The organism is Cellulomonas sp. H30R-01, from assembly GCF_010119915.1.
Classification (GTDB): domain Bacteria; phylum Actinomycetota; class Actinomycetes; order Actinomycetales; family Cellulomonadaceae; genus Cellulomonas; species Cellulomonas algicola.
Window position 1 is genome coordinate 3,897,266 of sequence record NZ_CP048210.1, and the last position, 24,227, is coordinate 3,921,492.

At 75.1% G+C, this 24,227-nt stretch carries 21 protein-coding genes; 16 read left to right on the plus strand and 5 right to left on the minus strand.

Features of this window, described 5'->3' with window-relative positions; genetic code table 11:
• The first annotated feature begins 56 nt into the window (after positions 1 to 56).
• The 5 genes from GXP71_RS17370 (at position 57) to GXP71_RS17390 (ending at position 5,871) form a co-directional block, all read left to right on the plus strand.
• Positions 57 to 2,096 carry a penicillin-binding transpeptidase domain-containing protein gene (locus tag GXP71_RS17370; protein ID WP_162353681.1) on the plus strand — a complete coding sequence of 680 codons (2,040 nt, stop codon included), beginning with the start codon at positions 57 to 59 and terminating at the stop codon, positions 2,094 to 2,096.
• A 55-nt stretch (positions 2,097 to 2,151) separates the two neighbouring features.
• The gene (locus tag GXP71_RS17375) at positions 2,152 to 3,102 is read left to right on the plus strand and encodes an LLM class flavin-dependent oxidoreductase (RefSeq protein ID WP_162353682.1); all 951 of its coding nucleotides are present in this window, start codon (positions 2,152 to 2,154) and stop codon (positions 3,100 to 3,102) included.
• Between the two features lie 204 nt (positions 3,103 to 3,306).
• On the plus strand, positions 3,307 to 4,272 hold the full coding sequence (locus GXP71_RS17380; protein ID WP_162353683.1) for an aldo/keto reductase: 966 nt from the start codon (positions 3,307 to 3,309) through the stop codon (positions 4,270 to 4,272).
• Positions 4,269 to 4,925 (plus strand): hypothetical protein, encoded by a 657-nt coding sequence (locus GXP71_RS17385; RefSeq protein WP_124343004.1) that lies wholly within the window; start codon positions 4,269 to 4,271, stop codon positions 4,923 to 4,925. The genes GXP71_RS17380 and GXP71_RS17385 overlap by 4 nt, the downstream gene beginning before the upstream one ends.
• A gap of 79 nt (positions 4,926 to 5,004) precedes the next feature.
• Entirely contained in the window at positions 5,005 to 5,871 is an 867-nt protein-coding gene (locus GXP71_RS17390; protein WP_162353684.1) for an NAD(P)-dependent oxidoreductase, read from the plus strand.
• 4 nt (positions 5,872 to 5,875) lie between these two features.
• On the opposite strand, the gene GXP71_RS17395 is transcribed toward GXP71_RS17390, so the two are convergent.
• A complete protein-coding gene (locus GXP71_RS17395) occupies positions 5,876 to 7,108 on the minus strand; it encodes a DUF418 domain-containing protein (RefSeq protein ID WP_162353685.1) in 1,233 nt (410 codons plus the stop codon).
• A 342-nt stretch (positions 7,109 to 7,450) separates the two neighbouring features.
• On the opposite strand from GXP71_RS17395, the gene GXP71_RS17400 reads away from it, so the two are divergent.
• The gene (locus GXP71_RS17400; RefSeq protein ID WP_238402479.1) at positions 7,451 to 8,695 is read left to right on the plus strand and encodes a semialdehyde dehydrogenase; all 1,245 of its coding nucleotides are present in this window, start codon (positions 7,451 to 7,453) and stop codon (positions 8,693 to 8,695) included.
• The gene (locus GXP71_RS17405) at positions 8,692 to 9,951 is read left to right on the plus strand and encodes an NAD(P)/FAD-dependent oxidoreductase (RefSeq protein WP_162353686.1); all 1,260 of its coding nucleotides are present in this window, start codon (positions 8,692 to 8,694) and stop codon (positions 9,949 to 9,951) included. Before GXP71_RS17400 ends, GXP71_RS17405 begins: the two co-directional genes overlap by 4 nt.
• A 357-nt stretch (positions 9,952 to 10,308) precedes the next feature.
• Here GXP71_RS17405 and GXP71_RS17410 read toward each other — a convergent pair whose 3' ends face one another.
• From GXP71_RS17410 to GXP71_RS17425, 4 genes are all read right to left on the minus strand, one after another.
• Positions 10,309 to 10,887, minus strand: coding sequence for a TerD family protein (locus GXP71_RS17410; RefSeq protein ID WP_162353687.1), 579 nt, complete (start codon positions 10,885 to 10,887; stop codon positions 10,309 to 10,311).
• A 35-nt stretch (positions 10,888 to 10,922) separates the two neighbouring features.
• Complete coding sequence (locus GXP71_RS17415; protein WP_162353688.1) at positions 10,923 to 12,077, minus strand: DUF475 domain-containing protein; 1,155 nt, start codon at positions 12,075 to 12,077, stop codon at positions 10,923 to 10,925.
• 86 nt (positions 12,078 to 12,163) lie between these two features.
• Positions 12,164 to 12,745, minus strand: coding sequence for a TerD family protein (locus GXP71_RS17420; RefSeq protein WP_370521019.1), 582 nt, complete (start codon positions 12,743 to 12,745; stop codon positions 12,164 to 12,166).
• The gene (locus GXP71_RS17425) at positions 12,742 to 13,317 is read right to left on the minus strand and encodes a TerD family protein (RefSeq protein WP_124344309.1); all 576 of its coding nucleotides are present in this window, start codon (positions 13,315 to 13,317) and stop codon (positions 12,742 to 12,744) included. The genes GXP71_RS17420 and GXP71_RS17425 overlap by 4 nt, the downstream gene beginning before the upstream one ends.
• 237 nt (positions 13,318 to 13,554) lie before the next feature.
• On the opposite strand from GXP71_RS17425, the gene GXP71_RS17430 reads away from it, so the two are divergent.
• The 9 genes from GXP71_RS17430 (at position 13,555) to GXP71_RS17470 (ending at position 24,217) form a co-directional block, all read left to right on the plus strand.
• Positions 13,555 to 14,769, plus strand: a complete 1,215-nt coding sequence (locus tag GXP71_RS17430) for a toxic anion resistance protein (protein WP_124344310.1) — start codon at positions 13,555 to 13,557, stop codon at positions 14,767 to 14,769.
• On the plus strand, positions 14,753 to 15,280 hold the full coding sequence (locus GXP71_RS17435) for a hypothetical protein (protein WP_162353689.1): 528 nt from the start codon (positions 14,753 to 14,755) through the stop codon (positions 15,278 to 15,280). The genes GXP71_RS17430 and GXP71_RS17435 overlap by 17 nt, the downstream gene beginning before the upstream one ends.
• Positions 15,281 to 15,291: 11 nt before the next feature.
• Complete coding sequence (locus GXP71_RS17440; RefSeq protein ID WP_162353690.1) at positions 15,292 to 15,861, plus strand: TerD family protein; 570 nt, start codon at positions 15,292 to 15,294, stop codon at positions 15,859 to 15,861.
• 215 nt (positions 15,862 to 16,076) lie between these two features.
• Positions 16,077 to 16,979, plus strand: a complete 903-nt coding sequence (locus tag GXP71_RS17445) for a hypothetical protein (RefSeq protein WP_162353691.1) — start codon at positions 16,077 to 16,079, stop codon at positions 16,977 to 16,979.
• Between the two features lie 385 nt (positions 16,980 to 17,364).
• Positions 17,365 to 18,534, plus strand: a complete 1,170-nt coding sequence (locus GXP71_RS17450) for an HpcH/HpaI aldolase/citrate lyase family protein (RefSeq protein ID WP_162353692.1) — start codon at positions 17,365 to 17,367, stop codon at positions 18,532 to 18,534.
• On the plus strand, positions 18,531 to 21,455 hold the full coding sequence (locus GXP71_RS17455; protein ID WP_162353693.1) for a phosphoribosyltransferase: 2,925 nt from the start codon (positions 18,531 to 18,533) through the stop codon (positions 21,453 to 21,455). Before GXP71_RS17450 ends, GXP71_RS17455 begins: the two co-directional genes overlap by 4 nt.
• Entirely contained in the window at positions 21,452 to 22,339 is an 888-nt protein-coding gene (locus GXP71_RS17460) for an HAD family hydrolase (RefSeq protein WP_238402480.1), read from the plus strand. Before GXP71_RS17455 ends, GXP71_RS17460 begins: the two co-directional genes overlap by 4 nt.
• Positions 22,336 to 22,932, plus strand: coding sequence for a 1-acyl-sn-glycerol-3-phosphate acyltransferase (locus GXP71_RS17465; protein ID WP_162353694.1), 597 nt, complete (start codon positions 22,336 to 22,338; stop codon positions 22,930 to 22,932). The genes GXP71_RS17460 and GXP71_RS17465 overlap by 4 nt, the downstream gene beginning before the upstream one ends.
• Positions 22,933 to 23,161: 229 nt before the next feature.
• Positions 23,162 to 24,217: an RDD family protein gene (locus GXP71_RS17470; protein WP_162353695.1), complete on the plus strand. Its 1,056-nt coding sequence runs from the start codon at positions 23,162 to 23,164 to the stop codon at positions 24,215 to 24,217.
• The last annotated feature ends 10 nt before the right edge of the window (positions 24,218 to 24,227 follow it).

Here is a 24,227-nt window from a genome sequence, read left to right on the forward strand (position 1 = left end):
ATCGGACGGAACGCAGACGGGCCGGCGCCGCCGCCGGTCCGACGACAGGAGACCTGATGACGCTCGACCGCGCGCGCGACGACGCGCCCGCCCTCCGACCGCGACCGCGTCACCGCCGCGGACCTGCGGCGCTCGGGCTGGTCGGCGCGGCGACGCTCCTCGTCGTCGGGACGCTCACGGCGTGCTCGCCCAAGCCCCCGGGCCCCGACGAGGCGATCGACACGCTCACGAAGGCCATCGAGACCGGCGACTTCGCCGCCGTGGAGTTCGCCGCCGGCTCGGGCGACGCGGCCGCCGCGGCGGAGCTGCGCACGGCGACGTTCGCGGGCGTCGAGCCGTGGGTGCCGGACGTCGAGCGCGGCGAGGTGACGGTCCCGGAGGACGACCCGGACTCCGCGACGGCCGAGCTCACGTACACCTGGGACGTCGACGACAGCGACACGGACTGGACCTACGCGACGCAGGTGTCCCTCGCGCGCGACGCCGAGGACGCCGAGGTGTGGCGCGTCGCGTGGACGCCCGGGGTCCTCGTCCCCGACCTGCAGCCCACCGAGACGCTGCGCGTCACGCGCGTGCAGGCGCAGCGCGGCCGGGTGCTCGGCGCGGGCGACCAGGTCATCGTCGAGCCGCGCGGCGTCCGACGCGTCGGCGTGGACAAGACGCTCGTCGACGCGGCCGGGCAGGAGGCGGCGGCCCGTGCGCTCGGCGCGGCGCTCGCGCTCGACGTCGAGGCCTACGTGCAGCGCGTCGCGGCGGCCGGCCCGAAGGCGTTCGTCGAGGCCATCGTGGTGCGCGACGGCGACCCGCAGTACGACGTCGACGCGCTGGTCGCGACGCCCGGGGTGCGCGCGGTCGCCGACACGATCCCGCTGGCCCCGACCCGGCGGTTCGCCCGGCCGATCCTGGGCACGGTCGGCTCGGCGACGGCGGAGATCGTCGAGAAGTCGGAGGGCGCGATCGCCGCGGGTGACCTCACCGGCCTGTCGGGCCTGCAGCGCCAGTACGACGCGCTGCTGCGCGGGCGCCCCGGCCTGACGGTCGAGGCGGTCCCGGCCGACGGTGTCGCGGTGCGGCAGCTGTTCGCCACCGAGCCGACGCCCGGGACGGACCTGCGCACGACGATCGACCCGGCCACGCAGACCGAGGCCGAGACGATCCTCGAGGACGTCGGCCCGGCGAGCGCGATCGTCGCGATCCGCCCGTCGACGGGTGACGTCGTCGCCGCTGCGAGCGGTCCCGGCGGCGAGGGCATGTCGACCGCGACGCTCGGCCAGTACGCGCCCGGCTCGACGTTCAAGGTCGCGAGCGCCCTCGCGCTGCTGCGGTCGGGCCTGACCGCGGACTCCCCGGTGTCGTGCCCGCCCACGACGAGCGTCGACGGCCGCCAGTTCTCGAACTTCCCGGACTACCCGTCGAGCGCGCTGGGCGAGGTCCCGCTGCGCACGGCGTTCGCGCAGTCGTGCAACACGGCCTTCATCTCGGCGCGCGACAAGGCGCAGCAGTCGGCGCTGGTCGACGCCGCGGGCTCGCTCGGCCTGGTGCCGGACGCGGACCTCGGGTTCGCGGCGTTCCTCGGTGCCGTCCCGTCGGACTCCGACGGCACGGACCACGCCGCGTCGATGATCGGGCAGGGGCGTGTGCTGGCGTCGCCGCTCGGCATGGCGACGGTCGCCGCGTCGGTCGCGGCGGGGGCGACGGTCACGCCGCGGCTCGTCGTCGACGCCGACGCTGCCACCGCCACGACCGAGGACGACGCGACCACGGGTGCGTCGGACGGGCCCACCCCGGCGCCCGCAGCGGCGACGTCGCGGCCGCACGTCCCGCTGACCAGCGGCGAGGCGGACGCGCTCCGGACCCTCATGCGCGCGGTCGTCACCGAGGGGGGCGGGTCGTTCCTGCAGGACACGCCCGGTGGCGAGGTCATGGCGAAGTCCGGCACGGCGCAGTTCGGCGACGCGGCCAACCTCCAGAACCACGTGTGGATGATCGCGATCCAGGGCGACCTGGCGGTCGCCGTCTTCGTGGATGTCGGAGACTACGGTTCGACGACCGCGGGCCCGCTGCTCGAGCGCTTCCTCGAGGCCGCCGCCGGCTGACGCCGCGGTCGTCGTCCGCCCGGACCTGGGCGGGTGCGCCACGAGGAGGACGACGATGACCGACCGCGCGACCAGCGTGCTGCTGCCCCGAGACCTGCCCGTCGGACGGGTACGGGAGTTCGCCCTCCGTGCCGAGGAGCTCGGCTTCGACGAGATCTGGGTCGTCGAGGACTGCTTCTTCCGCGGCGGTGTCGCGCAGGCCGCGGCGGTGCTCGCCTGGACCGAGCGGATCCGGGTCGGCATCGGGATCCTGCCCGCCGCGGTGCGGGACGCCGCGTTCACGGCGATGGAGGCCGCGACGCTCGCCGAGCTCTTCCCGGGTCGTCTCGACGTCGGCATCGGGCACGGCATGCCCGCGTGGATGCGGCAGGTCGGCGCGTGGCCCGCGAGCCCGCTCACGATGCTCGAGGAGCACCTGCGGGCGGTCCGCGCGATCGTGCACGGCGAGCGCGTCGACGCCGACGGCCGGTACGTGCACCTGGACGGCGTGCAGCTCGAGTCGCCGCCCGCCCAGCCGCCGCGCATCCTCGCCGGTGTGCGCGGGCCGAGGTCGCTGGCCGTGGCGGGCCGGTACGCCGACGGGACCGTCCTCGCGGAGCCCGTGACGCCCGAGTACGTCGCTGCGGCCCTCGCGCACATCGCCCCGACGCGCGAGCACCGGATCGTCGCGTACTGCGTCGCGGCGGTCGACGACGACGCCGACGCGGCCCGTCGTCTGGCGCGGCCCGCGCTCGCGTGGGTGGGGGAGCCGGACTGGGCGCCGCACCTCGCGCCGCTGCCGTACGCCGACGAGATCGCCGCGCTGCGGGCGTCGGTCGGGTCGCCCGAGGAGTTCGGTGCCGCGCTGCCCGACGCGTGGGTCGACGACCTCGGGATCGTCGGGACGCCCGCCGCGGCGCGTGCCCGGCTCGACGCGCTGTTCGACGCGGGCGTGTCGTCGGCGGTCCTGTTCCCGCTCGGACCCGATCCCGTCGCCGCGCTGGACTCGCTCGCCCGCCTGCGCTGACCGCGGCACGGTCGGGTTCGGCCCGTCGCACCGCGGGGCAGCTCGGGGGGTGGCGGGCGCGCCGCGCCACGTGGGCGGACGTCGACCTCGTCGTCGCCCCGGCCGCGGGACGTGCGCGGCCGGGTGCGTCGTCCCGTGATGGAATGCGACGAGCCCGCCGCCGTCGGATCGCCGCCGATCCGTGATCGCCCACTGGAGCCCGTCATGACCTCGTTCGCCCCCGGCACGCCCGGCTGGATCCGCCCGCTCGGACGCACGGGTCTGGAGGTGTCGGCGGTCTGCCTGGGCGGTGGTCCGCTGGGCAGCATGCCGAACCTGTTCGGCCGTGACGTCCCCGCCGACGAGGGTGTCGCGACCGTGCTCGCCGCGCTCGACAGCCCGATCCGCTTCGTCGACACGTCGAACGGCTACAGCGACGGCGAGAGCGAGCGGCGGATCGGTGCGGCGCTGCGCCAGGTCGGCGGGCTGCCCGCGGGCGTGACGGTGGCGACGAAGGTCGACCCGAAGGACGGCGACTACTCGGGCGACCGCGTGCGTGCGTCGGTCGCGGAGAGCCGCGAGCGCCTCGGCCTCGACCACCTGCCGCTCGTGCACCTGCACGACCCGGAGACGTGGCCGTTCGACGAGCTCGCGGGCCCGGGCGGCGCGGTCGAGGCGCTGGTCGCGCTGCGAGAGTCCGGCGAGGTCGGGGCCATCGGGCTGGCGGGTGGCCGCGTGCAGGAGATCGCGCGCTACCTCGCGCTCGGGGTGTTCGACGTGCTGCTCGTGCACAACCGCTGGACGCTGCTCGACCGCTCCGCGGGCCCGCTGCTCGACGAGGCCGAGCGGCAGGGCATGGGCATCCTCAACGCGGCGGTGCACGGCGGCGGCATCCTCGCGAAGCAGGAGGGCGGTCCGACGACGTACGGCTACCGCGAGGCGCCGCCCGAGGTGCTCGACGCGGCGGAGGCCATGCGACGCGTGTGCGCCGAGCACGGCACCGACATCGCGACCGCGGCGCTGCAGTTCTCGCTCCGCGACCCGCGGGTCGCCGCGACGATCGTCGGCATGAGCCGTCCGGAGCGCGTCGCGCAGACCGTCGCGGCCGCGTCGGCGCAGCTCCCCGACGCGCTGTGGCCCGAGCTCGAGGCGCTGCTCCCGCCCGCCCGGACCTGGCTCGACGCCGAGTGAGTGCCGAGACGGCCGCCGGTGCGGCGTTCGACCTGCCCGGCGCGCTCGAGCCGCTCCTCGCGGAGCGCGGCTTCACGCGCGGTGGACCGGTGTTCCGGGGGCGGTCCGGGGACGTCGCCATGGTCGTGCGGTGCGAGCCGCAGGCCCGCGTCGACCGGGTCCGCACGATCACCGTCGAGTGCACGCCCGCCTCCGGTGAGCGGACGGCCGGGGAGCGGTTCGTGCACCAGTTCAACCAGGCCGCGACGGCGTTCGGGTGGCGCGGCGAGTACACCGCGCAGACGCCGGGGTTCCCGCAGGTGATCGTCGACGACTTCACGCGTCTGACCCTGCCGTTCGTCGACCGGGCGACGAGCGTCCGGGCGATCGCGGAGCTCGTGCTCGACGGCGAGGTCCCGCCGTCGGACGGCCGCGACCCGCTGCTCGCACGCGTCACGGACCCGTACGAGGCGGCCCGACGGTTCGGCTGGCCGGACCTCGCGGCGCGCGCGGTCGAGGTCGCCGAGGGCCTGGACCTCGACTGGCGCGGCTACGAGGCGTTCCGGAAGTGGGCCGACTACTACTCCGTCGACGTGCGGCTGCGGAAGCCGCGGTTCAGCCTGCGGCACTCCGTCGACCGCTTCCTGCCCCTGCAGCACCGCCGGTACGCGTAGCCCCGTCGGCGGGCGCCGGTCCCGCCGGGACGGCCCGACCGGTCGGCGTCGGACGGGCCCCGCGGGTTACCGTCGAGGCATGACGCGCGTCGTGGTGACAGGTGGCAGCGGGAAGCTCGGGCGGGCGGTCGTCGAGGACCTCGCCGCCCACGGGTACGAGGTCGTGAACGTCGACGTCGCCGCCCCGCCGCCGGGCCAGCCGGCGCTGTTCACACGCGTCGACCTCACCGACCTGGGCCAGGTCACCGAGGCGTTGACCGGCATCGACGACCGCTACCAGGGCGTCGACGCGGTGGTGCACCTCGCGGCGATCCCCGCACCTGGGCTCATCCCGAGCGGCGCGACGTTCGCGAACAACGTCGTCTCGACCCACCACGTCTTCGCCGCCGCCCGCCGGGCCGGCATCCGCGACGTCGTCTGGGCGTCGAGCGAGACGGTCCTCGGCCTGCCGTTCGACACCCCGCCGCCGTACGCGCCGGTCGACGAGGAGTACCCGGTCCGCCCGGAGAGCACGTACTCGCTCGGCAAGGCCGTCGAGGAGGAGATGGCGCGCCACTTCACGCGCTGGGACCCGTCGGCGAAGCTGATCGGGCTGCGGTTCTCGAACGTCATGGTCGACGAGGACTACCCGGCGTTCCGCGACTTCACGGCGCAGTCGCGCCGCTGGAACCTGTGGGGCTACATCGACGCCCGCGACGGTGCGCAGGCCGTGCGCCTGGCCCTGGAGAGCGACCTCACGGGCTTCGAGGCGTTCATCATCGCCGCACCCGACACCGTCCTCGACACCCCGTCCGCCGACCTGCTGGCCGCGGAGTTCCCGGACGTCGAGCTCCGCCGTCCCGTCGAGGGCCGCGAGACGCTCCTGTCGATCGACAAGGCCCGCCGCCTGCTCGGCTACGAGCCGACCCACACCTGGCGCTCGCGCCTGCCCGGCGCCCAGGCCTGAGGCGTCACGCGGCCGACCGTGCCCGGCGGCCGTACGTGAGGCGGCGGAGGAGGACCTCGGCAGGCCCGCGGCGTCCCGTGCGGTCGAGCGCGACGGCGACGGCGACCGTGACGAGCCAGACGGTGACGGCGAGCGCGGCAGCCGTCGCCGTGCCGATCCGGCCGCCCAGACCGAGGCCCCACGCGCTCAGCAGCGGCGCGAGCATCACGGACTGCAGCAGGTACGACGTGAGCGACCGCTCGCCGACCGCGGTCACGGCCCGCACCACGGGCAGGTCGCGGCGGTCGTGCCAGACGGCCGCGAGCCAGCCGAACAGGCACACGTAGCCCAGGCCCATGACGACGCCCGACGCGATGTGGACGATCTCGAGCACCCCGCCCACCGTGGCCGACGGCTCCCACACGTGCCCGACGACGAGCGCCCACGGCAGGTTGCCGACGACGTTGACGGCGAGCGCCACGACGACGACCTGGCCGAGGCGGCGGCGGTGCTCCCACGGGCGTGTCAGCCAGCCGGCACGGGACAGCAGGATGCCGAGAACGACCTGCGGCACGAAGAACAGCAGCACGACCGCGAGCCCGATCGAGGCGCCCGACGACACCAGCCGCTCGCCGGCCGACGCCACGTAGCTCGTCGTCGGGGTGCCGTCGCCACCGAAGCCCTCCTCGAAGAACACCAGCACGACGACGCCCGCCGCGGTCGACAGCAGCGTGCCCGCGGCGAACCAGATCCACAGCGTCACGCGCGACCGGTGCAGGAACGCCAGCGCGACCAGGCCCGTCACGCCGTAGGCCGCGAGGATGTCGCCGCCGAACAGCAACGCCGAGTGCACGAGGCCCAGCACGACGAGCCACGCGCCGCGCCGCGCCAGCACCCGACGCGCGCCCCTGCGGTCGGCGCCGCGTGCCGCGAGCCGGCTCGCCATCGTGGCGAGGCCGAACCCGTAGAGGATCGCGAACATCGGCCGTGACCGGTCGTCGACGAAGAACGCGGTCAGCGCGTCGACGAGGTGGTCCACGTCCGACCCGCCCGCGGGTCGCCCGCCGGGCCCAGACTCACCGGTCGACCACAGGTAGCCCCACACGTTCGCGAGCGCGATGAACAGCAGCAGCATGCCGCGCGCGAGGTCGGGGGCCAGCGAGCGGCGGTCCAGCGCGGCCGGCGGCGGGGCGGCGACGGCGGGAGCGGCGGCCGTGGGCGGGGCGGTCAGCGTCGCGCTGGGCTGGTCGGAGGTCATGGCCCGAACCTAGGGAGCCCGGCCGGTGCGTCGACATCCGGTATCCCCCCCGGATGTCCCCTCAGGGTTGCCCCCACGTCGGGGGGCCCGACGGAGTGCCGAAGTCCGTCGCCCGGTGGATGCGCGAGCGCAGGACCAGACCGTCGGGGGACGCCGCGCCGTCGACGACGCGACCGACGGCGGACGCCCCGGCGTGCGGCGCGCGGCGAGCATGGGCGTGCACGGGCGGCCGGGTGACCCACGTATCTGGCCGCCGCCGCCGGACCTCTTCACCTCCGTCGCGGCCCCCGGGCTGCACCCACGACCGGCCCAGCGCGGCCGCGACCCCCTGGAGAACCGCCGATGAGTGCCGTCCCGTTCGCGTTCCTGGTCCACCCGCGGGCCCGGGTGTCCGACGACCTCGCGCGCGTCTGGTCGCCGCTCGGTCGCGTCCCCGAGGGCCTCGCCGACCGGGCGGTCCGCAGGCTCCCGCTGCGGCCGTTCACGATGGCCCGGGTGCACCTGCCCGACGTCACGCCCGACCCCGTCGGCCGCGTGGTGCTCGTCCCGTTCGGCGCCCGGCACATGCTCGACGCCCCGCACGCCGCGCGCGACCGCGTCGGTGCCGCGGTGGACCTCGCGGCACGGCGGGGCGCCGGGATCGTGGGTCTCGGGGCGCTGACGGCGACGGTCACGTCGGGCGGGTCGACGCTCGCGCGTCGCACCGACGTCGGGATCACCAACGGCAACGCGTACACCGCGGCGATCGTCGAGGACCAGCTGCGGACCGTGCTCGCCGCCCGGCCGGACCGCGCGCGCCGCGTCGCCGTCGTCGGCGCCACCGGCAGCGTCGGGACGACGCTCGTCCGCCTGCTGGCCCGCGACCGTGCCGTCGAGCACCTCACCCTCGTCGCCCGTGCGGGCGGCCGGCTCGGCACGCTGGCCGGCGAGGTCTGCCGGCGCGTCCCGACGACCCTCTCCACCGACCTGCACGACGTGCGCGCGTGCGACGTGGTCGTGCTCCTCACCGCCGCCGCCGACGCCGTCCTGCGGTCCGAGCACCTCGCACCCGGTGCGGTCGTGCTCGACGCGACGCAACCCCGCAACACGTCCCCGGACCTGCTCGTCGAGCGGCCCGACGTGACCGTGCTCGACGGCGGCGTCGTCGCGGTCCCGGGCCTGCGGCTGCGCGGCGGCGACATCGGCCAGCCGCCGGGGTTCACGTACGGCTGCTTCGCCGAGACCGCGCTGCTGGCCCTGTCCGGTCACACCGGCCACTTCTCGCTGGGCGTCCCGACGCTCGACCAGGTCGACCACGTCCGCGCGATCGCCCGCCGCTTCGCGAGCCTCGGGTTCCGCGCCGCCCCGCCGACGACCTTCGGCCGCCCGCTCGCCGTCCCCGCCGCCGACCCGCACCCGACGGTCCTCGCCACGACGAGCCCCGCGACCCGGGCGTCGTCACCGCACACACCGCGAGAGCCGGCAACAACCGCCGGGTCGCCGGCCGTGGTCGGCGGTCCCGGCGGCGCGAGCACGTCGGCGACCGGTGTCGAGGCGGTGGACGGCGTCACCGGGGGCGCGCTCGTCGCGGCAGGAGCGGCGCGGTGACGCGGCGGGTCGTCCTGCTGGGCGGCGGGTACGTGACGCTGCACGCCTACGGCGCCCTCGTGCGCCGCGTCCGGGGGATGCTCCGCGACGGGTCCGTCGAGATCGTCGTGGTGTCCGACAACCTCGTGCACAACTTCCACGGCTTCACCGGCGAGGTCGTGTCGGGCCTGCTGCCCGCACACCTCACGCAGACACCGCTCGCCGAGGCCATGCCGCTCGCGACCGTCGTGCACGCCCGCGTCGAGCACGTCGACCTGTCCGCCCGCACGGTCACGTACCGGCCCGCCGACGGGAGCGCTCGGGGGACCACGTCGTACGACGCGCTCGTCCTCGGCACGGGTGCGGGCGAGCCGGTCGACGAGGTCGACGGCCTGATCGGCCGCGGCCTCACGCTGCGGCACCCGGGCGGTCTGGAGGCGCTTGCGGCCCGCGCTCAGGCGGCCGACGACGACGCCGACCCGGTCGTCGTGGTCGGCGGCGGCCTCGCCGGGGCCGAGCTCGCCGCCGCGCTCGCGGACCGCTGCGGCGGTCGGCCCGGGCGCGTCGTCCTGGTCCACCGCGGCGACCGCGTCGTCCCCGCCCTGCACGCGCGCCGCCCACGCCTCGCCCGGCGGGTCGAGCACGAGCTCGCTCGCCTGGGCGTCGACGTCCGCACCGGCGTCGCCGTGACGTCCGCCGACGACGACGGCGTCACGCTCTCCGACGGCACCCGCGTCCGCACCCGCACGGTTCTCGCGACCACGGGACAGCGGGCGGTCCGCCTGCCCGGCACCGAGCCCCTGGCCCGCGACGACGACGGCCGCCTCCGCACGCTGCCCGACCTCACGGTCCGCGACGGGGTCTGGGCCGCGGGCGACGCGGCACGCGTGCTGCACCCGCGCACGCACGAACCGGTCCCCGCGAACGCGTTGTGGGCGATCAAGGCCGGCGACCAGGTGGGCCGCAACGTCGCCCGCGCGCTGCAGAGCCGCCCCGGGCTGCCGTTCCGCTACCTGGGGCTCGGCCAGGGTGCCGCGTTCGGCGTCGGCCACGGCGTCGCCGACATCTGGGGCCTGAGCATCACCGGCCCGCTCGCCTGGACCCTGCGCCTCGTCTTCTTCCTGCGCTTCCTGCCGTCCCGCCGCCGCGCCCACGCGATCCCCGCGGAGCTCCGCCGCCGTCACCGGCGACGTCGCGGGCAGACCGTCCTCTCCGATCGGAGCCTCGACCTCGGGGTCCGTCGCGAGCCGAGAGCGCTCACGACCGTCGAGGGCTGACGGCGGCCGACCAGTGATGGAGTGCCGGGAGGAAGGTCGCCGAGGCAGACTGCCGACGTGGTGACGCTGCGGATCGATGACGTTCCCGAGGACGTGCGGGACGTGCTGGCGGCGCGGGCACGGAGCGACGGCCTCAGCCTGGAGGCGTACCTGCTCGCGGTGGTGCTGCGCGAGGCGTCGTCCGCCCGCAACCGGGTCCTCGTCAGCGGCCTCAGCGAGTGGACGACGGGTACCGGCGTGACGGGTGAGGACGTCCTCTCCGTCCGCTCGACGAAGGCTGCCGCCAGTGGCTGGGACGACGCCCGAGGGCGGGTCACCCCGGAAGGTGACCCGCCCTCGGGCGCTGTGGGTGGTCGGTCAGAGGACCTGGGAGACCGCGGGCAGCATGTCCTTGATCGTGCGGCCGCTGGTGCGGACGCCGAGCGCCGTCATGCTCCAGCCGGCGCCGGCGCGCGTCACCTTCGCCATGATCTGCGCGGTGTGCGGGCCCGAGCCCGACAGGTCGTAGCGGGCGACCTCCTGGCCGGTCGTCTCGTCGATCAGGCGGCAGAACGCGTTCTCGATCTGCGCGAACGTCTCGCCGGTGTAGCTGTTCACGACGAACACGAGCGTCGTGACCGCCGGGTTCACGCCGGTGAGCGCGACGCGGATCGACTCGTCGTCGCCGTCGCCCGCACCCGTCCGGTTGTCGCCGGTGTGCTGCACCGCGCCGTCCTTGCTCGACAGCTGGCTGAACCACACCTGGTCGACGAGCGCACCGTTCGCGTCGAACAGCAGCGCCGAGGCGTCGAGGTCGACCGACTTCTCCTTCGCGCGCCCGAACAGGCCCTTGACCTTGATGGCGTCCCAGCCGAGGCCCATGCGGACCTGCGTCAGGGTGCCGCCGTCGGACTTGGTGAGCGAGACGGTCTGGCCCTTGGTGAGGTTGACGGACACGTGCGGCCTTTCGACGGGGCGGGTGGGTCAGGAGGTCAGGGGGTCGACGTCAGCTGCGGCTCACGGTCGCCCTCCGAGCTGTCCGGGCGCGCGGCGCGCTCCCGGCGGTTGCGGCGGACCGACGCGGCGAACGCGGCACCGATGAACGCGACGCCCACGAGGCCCGTGATGATCTCGTCGACGTGGAAGCCGATGCTGACCAGCAGGATCCCGGCGAGGGCACCGATCGCCCAGTGCGCGCCGTGCTCGAGGTAGACGTACTCGGACAGCGTGCCCTTGCGGACGAGGAACACGGTGATCGACCGGACGAACATCGCGCCGATGAAGCCGAGGCCCAGGGCGATGATGATCGGGTCGGGCGTGATCGCGAAGGCGCCGATGACGCCGTCGAACGAGAACGACGCGTCGAGGACCTCGAGGTAGAGGAACAGGAAGAAGCCGGCCTTGCCGGTGGCCTTCGCGAGCTCGGTCGGGCCGGAGCGGCCGGACTTCTCGGCGACGGCCTTGTCCGCGACGGCCTCGGCCTCGGCGGGCGCCTCGTCGTCGGCCGCGTCGGGCACGTTGAAGAGCGAGCCCAGACCGTTGACCGCGATGTACGTGATCATGCCGAGCACGCCGGAGACCATGACGATCGCCGGGTCGTCCGCGAGCAGCTCGGCCGCGAGGACGAGCGCGATGCCACCGACGACGACGGACAGCTGGTCGAGCTTGCCGATCTTCGCGAGGGGCTTCTCGAGCCAGGACAGCCAGGTGATCTCGCGGTCCTCGAAGATGAAGTCGAGGAAGAGCATGAGCAGGAACATCCCGCCGAACGCCGCGATCTGCGGGTGTGCCTCGTTGAGCAGGTACCCGTAGGTGCCGGGCTCGTGCGGGTCGCCCTTCTCCATCGCGAGCGAGATCGCCTCGACCGGGTTGAGGTTCGCGGTGATGCCCACGATGAGCAGCGGGAAGACGAGCCGCATGCCGAAGACGGCGATCGCGATGCCGACGGTGAGGAAGATCCGCTGCCAGAACGGGCTCATCCGCTCCAGGATCTTCGCGTTGACGACCGCGTTGTCGAAGGACAGCGACACCTCGAGGACGCCGAGGATGAGGCACAGCACGAAGGCGTTCCAGCCGCCGTAGAAGAACGCGACGACGAGCGACACGATCGTGACGGCGAGCGACCAGCCGAAGATGCGGAAGAACACGGGACTCTCGATCTCGTGAAGGGGTGGGGTGACCGCTGCAGGGCCGACCGCAGTCTAGGAGCGACCGCGGCCGGCCGTGCGACGGTTCAGCCGATCTGGACGCCGAAGTCGGTCGCGATGCCCGCCAGGCCCGTGTCGTAGCCCTGGCCGACCGCGCGGAACTTCCACTCGGCACCGTTGCGGTAGATCTCGCCGAAGATCATCGCCGTCTCGGTGGAGGCGTCCTCGGAGAGGTCGTACCGCGCGAGCTCGTTGCCGTCGGACTGGTCGACGACGCGGATGAACGCGTTGCGCACCTGCCCGAAGCTCTGCTGCCGCGCGGGCGCGTCGTAGATCGAGACGGGGAAGACGATCCGCTGCACGTCGGCCGGCACCGCGGCCAGGTCGAGCACGATCGCCTCGTCGTCCCCGTCACCCTCGCCCGTGCGGTTGTCGCCCGTGTGCGTCACGGACCCGTCCGGGCTGGTGAGGTTGTTGTAGAAGACGAAGTGCGCGTCCGACAGGACCTTGCCGTTCGCGCCCACGAGCAGCGCGCTGGCGTCGAGGTCGAACCCGGCACCCGTCGTCGTGCGGACGTCCCAGCCGAGCCCGACGAGCGCCTTCGTGAGGTTCGGCGCCTCCTTCGTCAGGGAGACGTTGCCGCCCTTGGCGAGGACGACGCCCATCAGACGCCGACGCCGAAGTCGCGGGCGATGCCCGCCAGGCCGGACGCGTAGCCCTGACCGACCGCGCGGAACTTCCACTCCTCGCCGTTGCGGTACAGCTCGCCGAAGACCATCGCGGTCTCGGTCGAGGCGTCCTCCGACAGGTCGTAGCGCGCGAGCTCGCTGTTGTCCGCCTGGTTCACGACGCGGATGAACGCGTTGCGCACCTGGCCGAACGTCTGACGGCGGTTGTCGGCGTCGTAGATCGAGACGGGGAAGACGATCTTGTCGGCCTCGGCCGGCACACCGGCGAGGTTGACCTTGAGCTGCTCGTCGTCGCCCTCGCCCTCACCCGTGAGGTTGTCGCCGAGGTGCTGCACGGAGCCGTCGGCGCTCGTGAGGTTGTTGAAGAAGACGAAGTGCTTGTCCGAGAGGACCTTGCCGTCGGCGCCGACCACGATCGCCGAGGCGTCGAGGTCGAAGTCGTCGCCGGTCGTCGTGCGCAGGTCCCAGCCGAGACCGACGACGACCGCGGTCAGCCCGGGCGCCGCCTTCGTCAGGCTGACGTTCCCGCCCTTGGTGAGGCTGAGAGACACGTGCTCCTCCTTCGCGGACCGGGGGGAGCGGCTCTCCCGCCCGTCGGACGATCCCAACGACCGTTCCGGCGCCGGGGTTCCGAGCGATGCTATCCACGCGGACCGGGCCACGACGTCGGTCCGCAGGAGGATCCGCCCGGCCGGACGAGCACACGCACCCCCGCCGCGTCCTAGAGTCGTTCCCGTGCCCGGCGGCGCCGGGCCACCCGCCCGAACGCCCTGCCTGGAGGTCTCCCCATGTCCGAGCTCGACCTCGGGTCGACGCCCACCGCCCCCGCCCCTGCGGCGCCGGCGCCCGGTGCGCTCGTCCTCACGCCGCCCGCCGCGGTCGTCGTGGTCAAGGAGGAGCAGGCCGTCGGGGCGGTTCCCCTCGAGGACGCGAAGCAGGTCGAGCTGCGGACGAAGGCGAACGCGTTCGTCGCCGAGCTCACCGCGATCGACGCCAAGTCGCCCGCGTTCAGCCAGAAGGTCGCGTCGATCACCTCGATGGGCGAGCAGGACATGCGCGCCGCCGCGACGGTGTCGAGCCGCATGCTCGACCGCCCGGCCGCGATCGTGAAGGGCAAGAACACCGGCGACGCCCAGACGCGCGTGGCGAACACGCTCGTCGACCTGCGCAACACCGTGACGGACCTCGACCCGAACCGGGCCGACCTCACGGGCGCCAAGAAGGTCCTCAAGTGGATCCCGGGCGGCTCGAAGATCGACCAGTACTTCGCCAAGTACCAGTCGGCGCAGCAGCACCTCGACGCGATCATCAAGGCGCTCGCGTCCGGCCAGGACGAGCTCCGCAAGGACAACGCGGCCATCGAGACCGAGAAGGCGAACCTCTGGGCCGCGATGGGCCGCCTCGCCGAGTACAACTCGCTCGCGTCCGCGCTCGACGACGCGCTCGTCGAGAAGATCGCGCAGCTCGAGGCCGCGGGTCGCCAGGAGGACGCCGACGCCGTGCGTGCCGACGCGCTGTTCCCCGTCCGCCAGCGCCGCCAGGACTTCATGACGCAGATGGCCGTGTCCGTGCAGGGCTACATGGCGCTCGACCTGGTCCGCCGCAACAACCTCGAGCTCATCAAGGGCGTCGACCGCGCGCAGACCACGACCGTCGCCGCGCTGCGGACCGCCGTCATCGTCGCGCAGGCGCTCTCGCGCCAGAAGCTCGTGCTCGACCAGATCACGGCGCTCAACACCGTCACCTCGAACCTCATCGAGTCGACGTCCGAGCAGCTCAAGATCCAGGGCGCGGCGATCAACCAGCAGGCGTCCGAGGCGACGCTCGACGTCGCGAAGCTGCAGGCCGCGTTCGACAACGTCTTCCAGACGATGGACGCGCTCGACACCTTCCGCGCGCAGGCCGTCGACTCCATGGCGCAGACCGTCACCGCCCTCGAGGGCCAGATCCAGCGCGCCCAGCCGTACCTGGAGCGCACCCGCCGGCGTGAGCTCGAGTCCTGAGAGCGGCGGTCGCCGCCGGGGGTTCTGGCAGCGGCTGCGCGACCGCGACGAGCCCGTCGCCGTCGTGCAGCCGCCGGTCGCGTCCGGCGACAGCCCCGCCGAGCTGCGCCGTGCCGTCGCCGAGGTCGTCCGCCTGGTCAACTCCCGGTCGGGCGACCTGCCCGTCGCAGCCGTCGTCAACGCGCGCCGCCTGACCGACCTGCTGCGCGAGGTCGTCGACACCTCCGAGGTGCGCCCGCTCGACGTGTACGCCGTGATGTCCGTGCAGGGCACCGCGACGGACTACCTGCCGACGACGCTGCGCTCGTACCTCGCCGTCGACGAGTCGCTGCGCGACGTCCCGCGGGGGAGCGGCGTGACGCCGACGCAGGCGCTGATGATCCAGATCGACACCCTCACGACGTCCGTCGCGGCCACCCTCGACGCCGTGCAGCACCAGGACGCCGACGCCCTCATGACGCAGGGCTCGTTCCTCCGTACGAAGTTCGCCCGCTCCGACCTGGACCTGTGAGCAGACCTCTGATGGCAGCCCGACCCATGCCCCGCGGCGGCAACGCCAACCTCACGCGCGAGATCCCGCACCTCACGGGCGTCGTCGTCGGCGTCGCGCTCGCGTCGCCCGAGACGGTGCTCGTCGACAACCTCGTCGTCGCGACCCTGCTGTGCGACGACGCGACCCAGCTCCTGTCGCGCGAGCACGTCGTGTTCTTCAACCAGCTCACGTCGCCCGACCTGTCCGTCGCGCAGCTCGAGAAGGCGCGCTCCTCCGGCGACCTCGAGCAGATCGAGGTCGACCTGCGCGACGTGCCGCCCGAGGTGTCGCGCATCGTCGTCGTCGCCTACATCAACGAGGGCCTGGGCCACCGGCGCTCGCTCGGCCAGCTGCGCGAGGCGCGCGTCCGCGTGCTCGACCTCGCCGGGGACGACGAGCTCGTCGTGTCCGAGAACCTCGCGCCCGCGCTGTCGACCGAGACCGGCCTGGTGCTCGCCGAGCTCTACCGCAACGGCCCGCACTGGAAGTTCAAGGTCGTCGGGCAGGGGTACGCCGACGGGATCGCGGGCATCCTGCGCGACCACGGCCTGCGGTCGTGAGCGGCGTCGGCGTCGGTCCGGCGGGCGCACCGCCGCGGCACGACCTGCCCTGGCTGCGGCGCCGGCGCCTGCACCCGGACGCCCCGGCTCGTCCCGCCCCGGGTGGGACGTCGTCGGGTGCCCGACCCGCCCGTGGGACGTCCGCGCCCGAGACGTCGCTCGACCTCTCGCGTCCGTCCGCGACGCCCGCGCGGCCTGCCGCTCCTGCGCCGGCCGTGCCGGCGTCTCCCGCTCCGCGACCGTCCGCGTCGCAGGGCACGTCGCTCGACCTGTCCGCACCCTCCTCCGCGCCGGCGGGTGGGACGTCGCTCGACCTGTCGCCGTCGTCGTCGTCCGGGACGTCGCTGGACCTGCCGTCGTCCGCGCGCCCGTCGGCGCCGGCGTCCGCGTCCGGGACGTCGCTGGACCTGTCGTCGCCCGCGCGTGGGTCGTCGGCGCCGGCAGGCGCGTCGCTCGACCTGTCCGGCGCGACGACCCCCACGGCGGCGTCGCGACCGGTGCGCCCGCGTCCGTCCGCGGCGGCCGGCGACCTCGTGCTCGGCTACGCGCCCGACCGGCTGGCACCGGGTGGGCGCGCGTCGCTCACCGACGACCGCCCGACGCTCACGCTCGACCGCCTCCAGTCCGGGATCGGTGTGCTGACCGTCCGGGCGGCGGTGTCGGAGCACATCGGCGACCTGCGGCTCGCGGCGGCGTACCGGCTCGCGACGGGGGAGTCGTCGGTGCTCGACGAGGCGCGCGGGCTGTCCGTCGCGCCGGTCGGCACCTCGCGCTACGTCGTCGTCGCCGCGCGGGACCACGGTGACGTCCTGCGCCTCGACCTGCGGCAGGTCCGGCGGCTCGAGCGGCTCGTCGTGCTCGCCTTCTCGCCGTCCGGGGGGACGCTCCGGTGGGGCGGGGCGCTGCTCGTCGAGACGGCGGACGGCGGGCGCGTCGACGTCGCGCTCGACCGTGAGCCCGCGTCGGGCGTGCTCGTCGCGCTGTCGATCACGCAGGTCGCGGGCGAGCTCGTGCTGCGCGCGGAGGACGAGCTGGTCCACGGCACCTTCCGCGACGCGTGCCTGGCGTACGGCTTCACGTCGATCACGTGGGTCGACCCCTGGACCCCCCTCACCTGACCGCGGCGTCCACGACGGACCGACGCCCCGCGCCACCGCACGACCCATGCTCGACCGGCGCCCCGCGCCACCGCACGACCCACGCTCGACCGGCGCGACCCGGGGCTGGGTACCGCTCAGGGCACCGCACCGGTCACCAGGCCCGGGTCGACGGCGTCGGGGCCGCGATGGTGACACCCGGCGCGAGGACGGGCCGGTCGGGTGGGCGGCGCGACCGCTGTCGGCGGCGGCGGAACCCACGGCGTGCACCGGACGTTCACCTGGACGCGCGGTGCGCGCAGCACCGCTGGGCTACCGTGTGCGCGCGCCCCGCACCACCCCACGGCGGGCCGCAGACGGACGGAGTCGACATGCAGGTCACCACACCCCCGGGACCGGGCGCCGCGTGAGCGCGCGCCACTTCTCGCACCTGCCCGACGAGGACGTCGAGCGCCTGTTCTCCCGGCCGCCCGAGGCGCTGGGCCGCTCGTGCCCGCCGGCGTTGCTCGCGGTGGCCCTGGGCGCGACGCTCTACATGCCCGGCACGCGGCCGCAGCTGGCCCGTGACCTGGTGCGACGCGCCGCAGCCGGTGCGGTGAGCTCGGTCGTGTGCCTCGAGGACGCGGTCGCCGACGCGGACGTCCCGGAGGCCGAGCGCAACGTCGTCGCGCAGCTCCGCGAGCTCGCCCGCGACGAGGCCGCCGCGCCGTTCGTGTTCGTGCGCGTGCGCAACCCCGAGCAGATCCCGGCGATCGTCACGGCCCTCGGCGACGACGCGCGCATCCTGTCGGGCTTCGTGCTGCCGAAGTTCACCGAGACGCACGGCGCCGCGTTCCTCGACGCGGTCGACGACACCTCCGCGAGCGCGGGCGTCCGGCTGCTCGCGATGCCCGTCATCGAGTCGCCCGAGATCATCCACCGCGAGACGCGCGAGGACGCGCTGCTCGGCGTGCAGCGGCTGCTCGACAAGCACCGCTCGTCGGTCCTCGCGGTCCGTACCGGCGCGACCGACCTGTGCAGCGTGTACGGCATCCGGCGCGGGCGGGACCTGACGATCTGGGACGTGCGGCTCGTCGCGGGCGTGCTCACCGACGTGATCAACGTCCTGGGCCGCACGGACGGCACCGGGTTCGTGGTCACCGGGCCCGTGTGGGAGTACTTCAGCAGCGACGAGCGGCTGTTCAAGCCGCAGCTGCGGCACACGCCGTTCGACCAGCACGACGCGAACCGGCTGCGCGCCGACCTCATCACGCGCGACCTCGACGGGCTCATCCGCGAGGTCGTGCTCGACAAGGTCAACGGCCTCACCGGCAAGACCGTCATCCACCCGAGCCACGTGCCCGTGGTCCACGCCCTGTCCGTCGTCACGCACGAGGAGTACGCCGACGCGACCGACGTCCTGGAGGCGGCCGGCCGGTCCGGTGTCTCCGCGTCGCGCTACGGCAACAAGATGAACGAGTCGAAGCCGCACCTGTCCTGGGCCGAGCGGACGATCCTGCGCGCGCGGGCCTTCGGCGTCGCCGCGGAGGACGTCGGACTCGTCGACCTGCTGGCCGCGACGGCGGGACGCGCGTGACGGCGCCCGTCGACGCGCTCCGGACCGGCGCGTCCACCGGTGCCTCGGCCGGGACGTGGACCGGCGCGTGGGTGTCGGACCGGCTCGACCTCACCCTGCGCACGACCGGTTCGGCAGTCGGCCTCGACCTGACGGACCTCGTCGGGCTGGCGGTGCGCCGCAACCCGCGCCGTGCGCACCTGCTCGTGTCGCGCGTGCTCGGCAAGCACGTCCCGACGGACCCGCGCGTGGTCCGCGGCGCGGGCCTGCTGCTGGGTGCGCTCGCGGCGCGGTCGCTCGTCGAGCCGCCGCCGGTCGAGGCGACCGACGCGGGCGCGGACCTCGACGAGCGGCTCCTGAGCGCGGGCGCCGTCCTGCGGGACGCCCTCGACGGCGACCCCGTCGCGCCCACGCTCCTCACCGGCGTCGTCGCCGACCTGGTCGCGGACGTGCCCGCGTCGGCCGTGGTGCTCGGGTACGCGGAGACGGCGACGGCCCTGGGCCACGCGGTCGCCGACGCGCTCGGCGGTGCGCCGTACCTGCACTCGACGCGGCGACCCGTCGCGGGCGTGCCGTCGGTCGGCGCGTTCGAGGAGGACCACTCGCACGCGACGACGCACCTGCTGCTCCCGGCCGACCCCGCGCTGCTCGCGTCGGCCGCCCCCCTCGTGCTCGTCGACGACGAGCTGTCCACGGGCACGACCGCGCTGCACACGATCGAGGCCGTGCACCGGCTCGCCGCGCGGGACCGGTACGTCGTCGCGACGCTCGTCGACCTGCGCACCGACGACGACCGCGCCCGTGCCGCGGCGCTCGCGGACCGGCTGGGCGTGCGCATCGACGTCGTCGCGCTGGTCGCGGGCCGGGTCGATGCCCCGGACGACGTGGTGACCCGCGGCGCCGCGCTCGTCGCGGAGGTCGATGCCGCCGTCGCCGTCCCGCGCGCCGCCGCAGCAACGCCCTCCGACGCTCACGCGGACGCGGCGCGCCAGGACGACGCGAGCGGCACCGAGGCGCGCGGCGACGACGACGGCGCACCTGCCGCGACCGCCGGGCGACCGGGCCACGCGCCGGTCCGCCGCGTCGACGTCGGGTGGCCCGCCGCGCTGCCCGAGACGGCGCGGCACGGCGTCGACGCCGACGACCGTCGCGCGCTCGACGTCGCGCTCCCGGCGTGCACGGCGGCGCTGCGTGACGCGCTCGCGGGTGGCTCGTCACCGGCGCTCGACGCGGGCGGCCGGGTCCTGGTCCTGGGGACCGAGGAGCTCATGGACGCGCCGCTGCGGCTCGCGGAGTCGCTGGCGGTCGCTCTCGACGGCACGACCGAGGTGCGCTTCTCGACGACGACGCGCTCGCCGGTCCTGGCCGTCGACGACGCCGCGTACGCGATCCGGTCGTCGCTGACCTTCCCCGCGCACGACGACCCCGCCGACGCGGCGCCCGGTGCTCCGGGCCACCGCCGCTTCGCGTACAACGTCGCGCCGACCACGCCCGGCGACCGGTTCGACGCCGTCGTGGTGGTGACCGACGCCCCGGGCGACACCCCGGCGCTGACCGCACCGGCCGGGCTGCTGGACGAGCTCGCCGCGCACACCGGCGACGTCCTGCTCGTGGTGCTCCCGGGCTCCGCGGCCCGGCGCGCGACCGCCGTCCGGGCGGGCGCGACCACGAGCGCCGGCCCGGGAGGCGACGCGCGCCCCGCCGCGGGCGTCGGGTCCGTCGTCGGGACACGTCCCGACGACGACGCACGGCCCGGTCCGGCCGGTCCGGACGCGGCTGCGCTGCCCGCCCCGCTCCGCGGCCCCGCGTTCGGGTCGTACGCGCCCGACGAGGTGACGTGGCTGCTCACGGACCTGTCGGGCGTCGCGCTCGAGGCGCCGGTCGAGGAGCGCGAGGAGGCCGTGCAGTCGGGCGGCGCGCACTACGCGGAGTCGCTCCCGGTCGAGTACCAGCCGAGCGCGGCGTACGTGCGGCTGTTCGACGAGGCGCTCGAGGCGGGCGCGGAGCGGCTCGCGCACGCCGTCGGCGTCGTCGCGGAGCAGATCCTGGCGGCGCGCGGCGACGGCGCGACGCTCGTGTCGCTGGCCCGCGCGGGCACCCCGGTCGGCATCCTGGTCCGCCGCTGGGCACGCCTGGTGCACGGCCTCGACCTGCCGCACCACGCGGTGTCGATCGTGCGCGGCCGCGGGATCGACGACGTCGCGCTGCGGTTCCTCGCGGTGCACCACGACCCGGCGTCGGTGGTGTTCGTCGACGGCTGGACGGGCAAGGGTGCGATCGCGCGCGAGCTCGGTGCGGCGCTGGCCGACCACGGGCGACGCACGGGCGTCGCGTTCCCCCGGGACCTCGCGGTGCTCGCGGACCCCGGCCGCTGCGTGCGGCTCGCGGGGACGCGGGACGACTTCCTGGTCCCGTCGGCGTGCCTGAACTCCACGGTGTCGGGTCTGGTGTCGCGCACGGTGCTCAACCGCGACCTCATCGGCCCCGACCAGTTCCACGGCGCGAAGTTCTACGCGGACCTCGCGCCCGCGGACGTGTCGGGTCGCTTCCTCGACGCTGTCGAGGCGCGGTTCGGCGACGTCCGCGACGCCGTCGAGCGGGACTGGCGCGACCTGGCTGCCGCGCACCAGGACGTCGACTGGGCGGGCTGGGCTGCCGTCGAGCGGATCGTCGAGGCGTACGGCATCGGGGACGTGAACCTCGTGAAGCCGGGCGTGGGCGAGACGACGCGCGTGCTGCTGCGGCGCGTACCGTGGCGTGTCCTCGTCCGACCCGACGTCGACCCCGCCGACGTCGCGCACGTCCGGCACCTGGCCGCCGAACGAGGAGTACCCGTGGAGACCGTCGCCGACCTGCCCTACTCGTGCGTGGGTCTGATCCACCCGCGGTTCACCGCCGGCGCGACGGGCGCCGACGGCCTGACCGTGCGGGCCGACGCGTGAGCGCCGTGGTGGTCGCGTGCGACCTGGACCGGACGCTCATCTACTCGGCGGCGGCGCTGCGGCTCGGCGGCGACGACGAGCAGGCACCCGCGATGACGGTCGCGGAGGTGTTCGAGGGTGAGCCTGTGTCGTTCTGGACGCGTGACGCGGAGGAGATGATCGGCGACCTCGTCGAGGCGGCGTGGTTCGTCCCGACGACGACGCGCACCCGCAAGCAGTACGCGCGTGTCCGCTTCCCCGAGCCGGGTCCGCGGTACGCGGTGACGTCGAACGGCGGGCACATCCTCGTCGACGGCGAGCCGTGCGCCGACTGGTCGGCGACCGTGCACGCGCGGCTGGGGGAGTGCGCGCCGCTCGCGGAGGTCGTCGAGCACCTGCGCGTCGTCGCGGAGCAGCCGTGGGTCCGCAAGCACCGCGTCGCCGAGGACCTGTTCACGTACCTCGTCGTCCACCGTGAGCAGCTGCCGCCGACGTTCGTCGACGAGCTCACCGCGTGGTGCGCGGAGCGTGGGTGGACGGTGTCGTTGCAGGGGCGCAAGGTGTACTGCGTGCCCGCCCCGCTCACGAAGTCCGCCGCGGTCGCCGAGGTCGCGCAGCGCGTCGGCGCCGACCTCACGTTCGCGGCCGGCGACTCGCTGCTCGACGCCGACCTGCTCGTGGCCGCCGACCGGGCGTTCCGCCCGGCCCACGGCGAGCTGCACGAGGCCGGCTGGCAGACCCCGCACCTCACGGTGACGCGCCGTGCGGGCGTCGCGGGCGGCGAGGAGATCGTCGCGCGCCTGCTCGCGGCGGTGCGCGCGCAGGCGGGTGCGACCGGTGTGGTCGACGTGCCCGACGTGCCCGACGTGCCCGGCGCGACCGCCGACGCGGTGGCGGGTTCGTGAGCGTCCGCCGCTCGCTCGCGCGCGCGTACTGGCGGGTCAGCCGCTGGACGCTGCGCACCGAGCGCGTCCCGGCGGACGGTGCCGGCCTGCTCATCGGCGCGCCGCACACGTCGAACTGGGACTTCGTCCTCATGCTGGCCATCGCGGGCGAGGCGGACCTGACGTTCCGCTGGCTCGGCAAGCACACGCTGTTCCGCGGCGTCGCCGGCCCGCTCATGCGCGCGCTCGGCGGCATCCCCGTGGACCGGCGCGACCCGGCCGGCCTCGTCGACGAGATCGTCGCCCGGCTGGGCGGCGGCGAGCGGTTCTACCTGGTCGTCACGCCCGAGGGCACGCGCCGCGGCGACGGGTGGAAGTCGGGCTTCTACCGCATCGCCCGCGCGACCGACCTGCCCGTGACGCTCGGCTACGTCGACCGCACGACGCGCACGACCGGACTGGGCCCGACGCTCACGCTGACCGGCGACGTGCGCGCCGACATGGACGAGATCCGCGCGTTCTACGCCGACAAGGCCGGCCACACGCCGTCCCGCCGCACCGAGCCCCGCCTCCGCGACGAGTCCCCGACCCCGCCGCCGCCCCCGCCCGCCTGACGCGTCCGGCGCGCGCACGACGTCGCGCACCTGACGCGCCCGTCCGCGCGCACGCCGTCGCGCACCTGACGCGCCCGTCCGCGCGCACGCCGTCCCCCGGGCTGCGCACGACGGCGCTCCGGGCAGATGCGCAGGGGCCCGCCGCAGCCGTCTGACCGCCGACGTCGCCGTCCACAGGATCCGGCATTTCACCCGATCGTGACCGCACCGTCCTGCCAGGATGCTCGGCGTGACAGCCGCCGTGGACGTGCCCGACGACGTCCACGAGGACGTCGACCCGCGGTCGTTCGCGCCCTGGTGGCGGCGCGCGGTGGCGCTCGCGCTCGACGCGTCCGTGGTCGGCGCGGTGACGTTCCTCGTCGTCGGACCGGGCGGGTGGCCGTGGGAGTGGTCGGTCGTGCTGGGCGGCACGAACCCCGTCCCGGGCGTCGGCGTCCTGGTGTCGGTCGGCGTGACGTGGCTGGTGCTGCTCGCGCTGCAGGCGTGGACCGGTGCGACTCCGGGCAAGCGGGTCGTGGGCGTCGTCGTGGTCGGGCGCGCGGACGGCCGGCCGCTGGGCCCCGTGCGGACGCTGGTCCGGGCGGCCGCGCACGTGCTCGACGTGCTGCTGCTCGTCGGCTTCGTGCGACCGCTGTGGGACTCGGAGCGCCGGACGTTCGCGGACTCCCTGTGCGGCACCGACGTGCGAGCGGGCCGCGACGTCGCCCGACGGGACGGGTCTCGGGGTCGTCGCCGGGGCTCCGCCGTGGACGGCCCGCGGGCGCGTGCCGCACGCCGTGGTGCGGTCGCGACGACGGCCGGTGCCGCCGCGCTCTGCGTCGCGGCGGTCGCGCTCGCGGCCGTGCAGTCGACAGCGGTGACACCGGCGTCGGACCGCACGTGCGGGTTCGCGGACCGGGCGATGGGGGAGGACCCGCCGATCGCCTCGGTCGAGCTGCGCGTCCCGGAGGTCGCACGGCAGACCCGGCTCGGGGTGACGCGGCAGGTCGGTGGTCCCGCCGACGCGACCGTGACGTGGGTCGTCGCCGACCAGGAGGAGGCGCCCGACGGGACGCGGCTGAGCGTGCGGGTCAGCGACGCGTCGGGGGACGTCGTGGCCGAGCTGGGCGGCACGGTGCGCGGCGGGACGCTCGTCCCGGACGACGGCCAGGTGCTCGGCGGTCTGGTCCTCCCGGTACCGCGGCACGTGCTGGGTGCGGCCGGGGCCGGCGGGTCGTGGGAGGCGGGGGTCGGCACGGCGTCCGTGCGCGCGGCGCTCTGCGGGGACGCGCTCGACCCGTCGTGAGCCGCACGGG

Coding starts and splice junctions, on each gene's coding strand:
- GXP71_RS17370 (WP_162353681.1), top strand. CDS start 57: ATGACGCTCGACCGCGCGCGCGACGACGCGCCCGCCCTCCGACCGCGA.
- GXP71_RS17375 (WP_162353682.1), top strand. CDS start 2,152: ATGACCGACCGCGCGACCAGCGTGCTGCTGCCCCGAGACCTGCCCGTC.
- GXP71_RS17380 (WP_162353683.1), top strand. CDS start 3,307: ATGACCTCGTTCGCCCCCGGCACGCCCGGCTGGATCCGCCCGCTCGGA.
- GXP71_RS17390 (WP_162353684.1), top strand. CDS start 5,005: ATGACGCGCGTCGTGGTGACAGGTGGCAGCGGGAAGCTCGGGCGGGCG.
- GXP71_RS17395 (WP_162353685.1), bottom strand. CDS start 7,108: ATGACCTCCGACCAGCCCAGCGCGACGCTGACCGCCCCGCCCACGGCC.
- GXP71_RS17400 (WP_238402479.1), top strand. CDS start 7,451: ATGAGTGCCGTCCCGTTCGCGTTCCTGGTCCACCCGCGGGCCCGGGTG.
- GXP71_RS17430 (WP_124344310.1), top strand. CDS start 13,555: ATGTCCGAGCTCGACCTCGGGTCGACGCCCACCGCCCCCGCCCCTGCG.
- GXP71_RS17440 (WP_162353690.1), top strand. CDS start 15,292: ATGGCAGCCCGACCCATGCCCCGCGGCGGCAACGCCAACCTCACGCGC.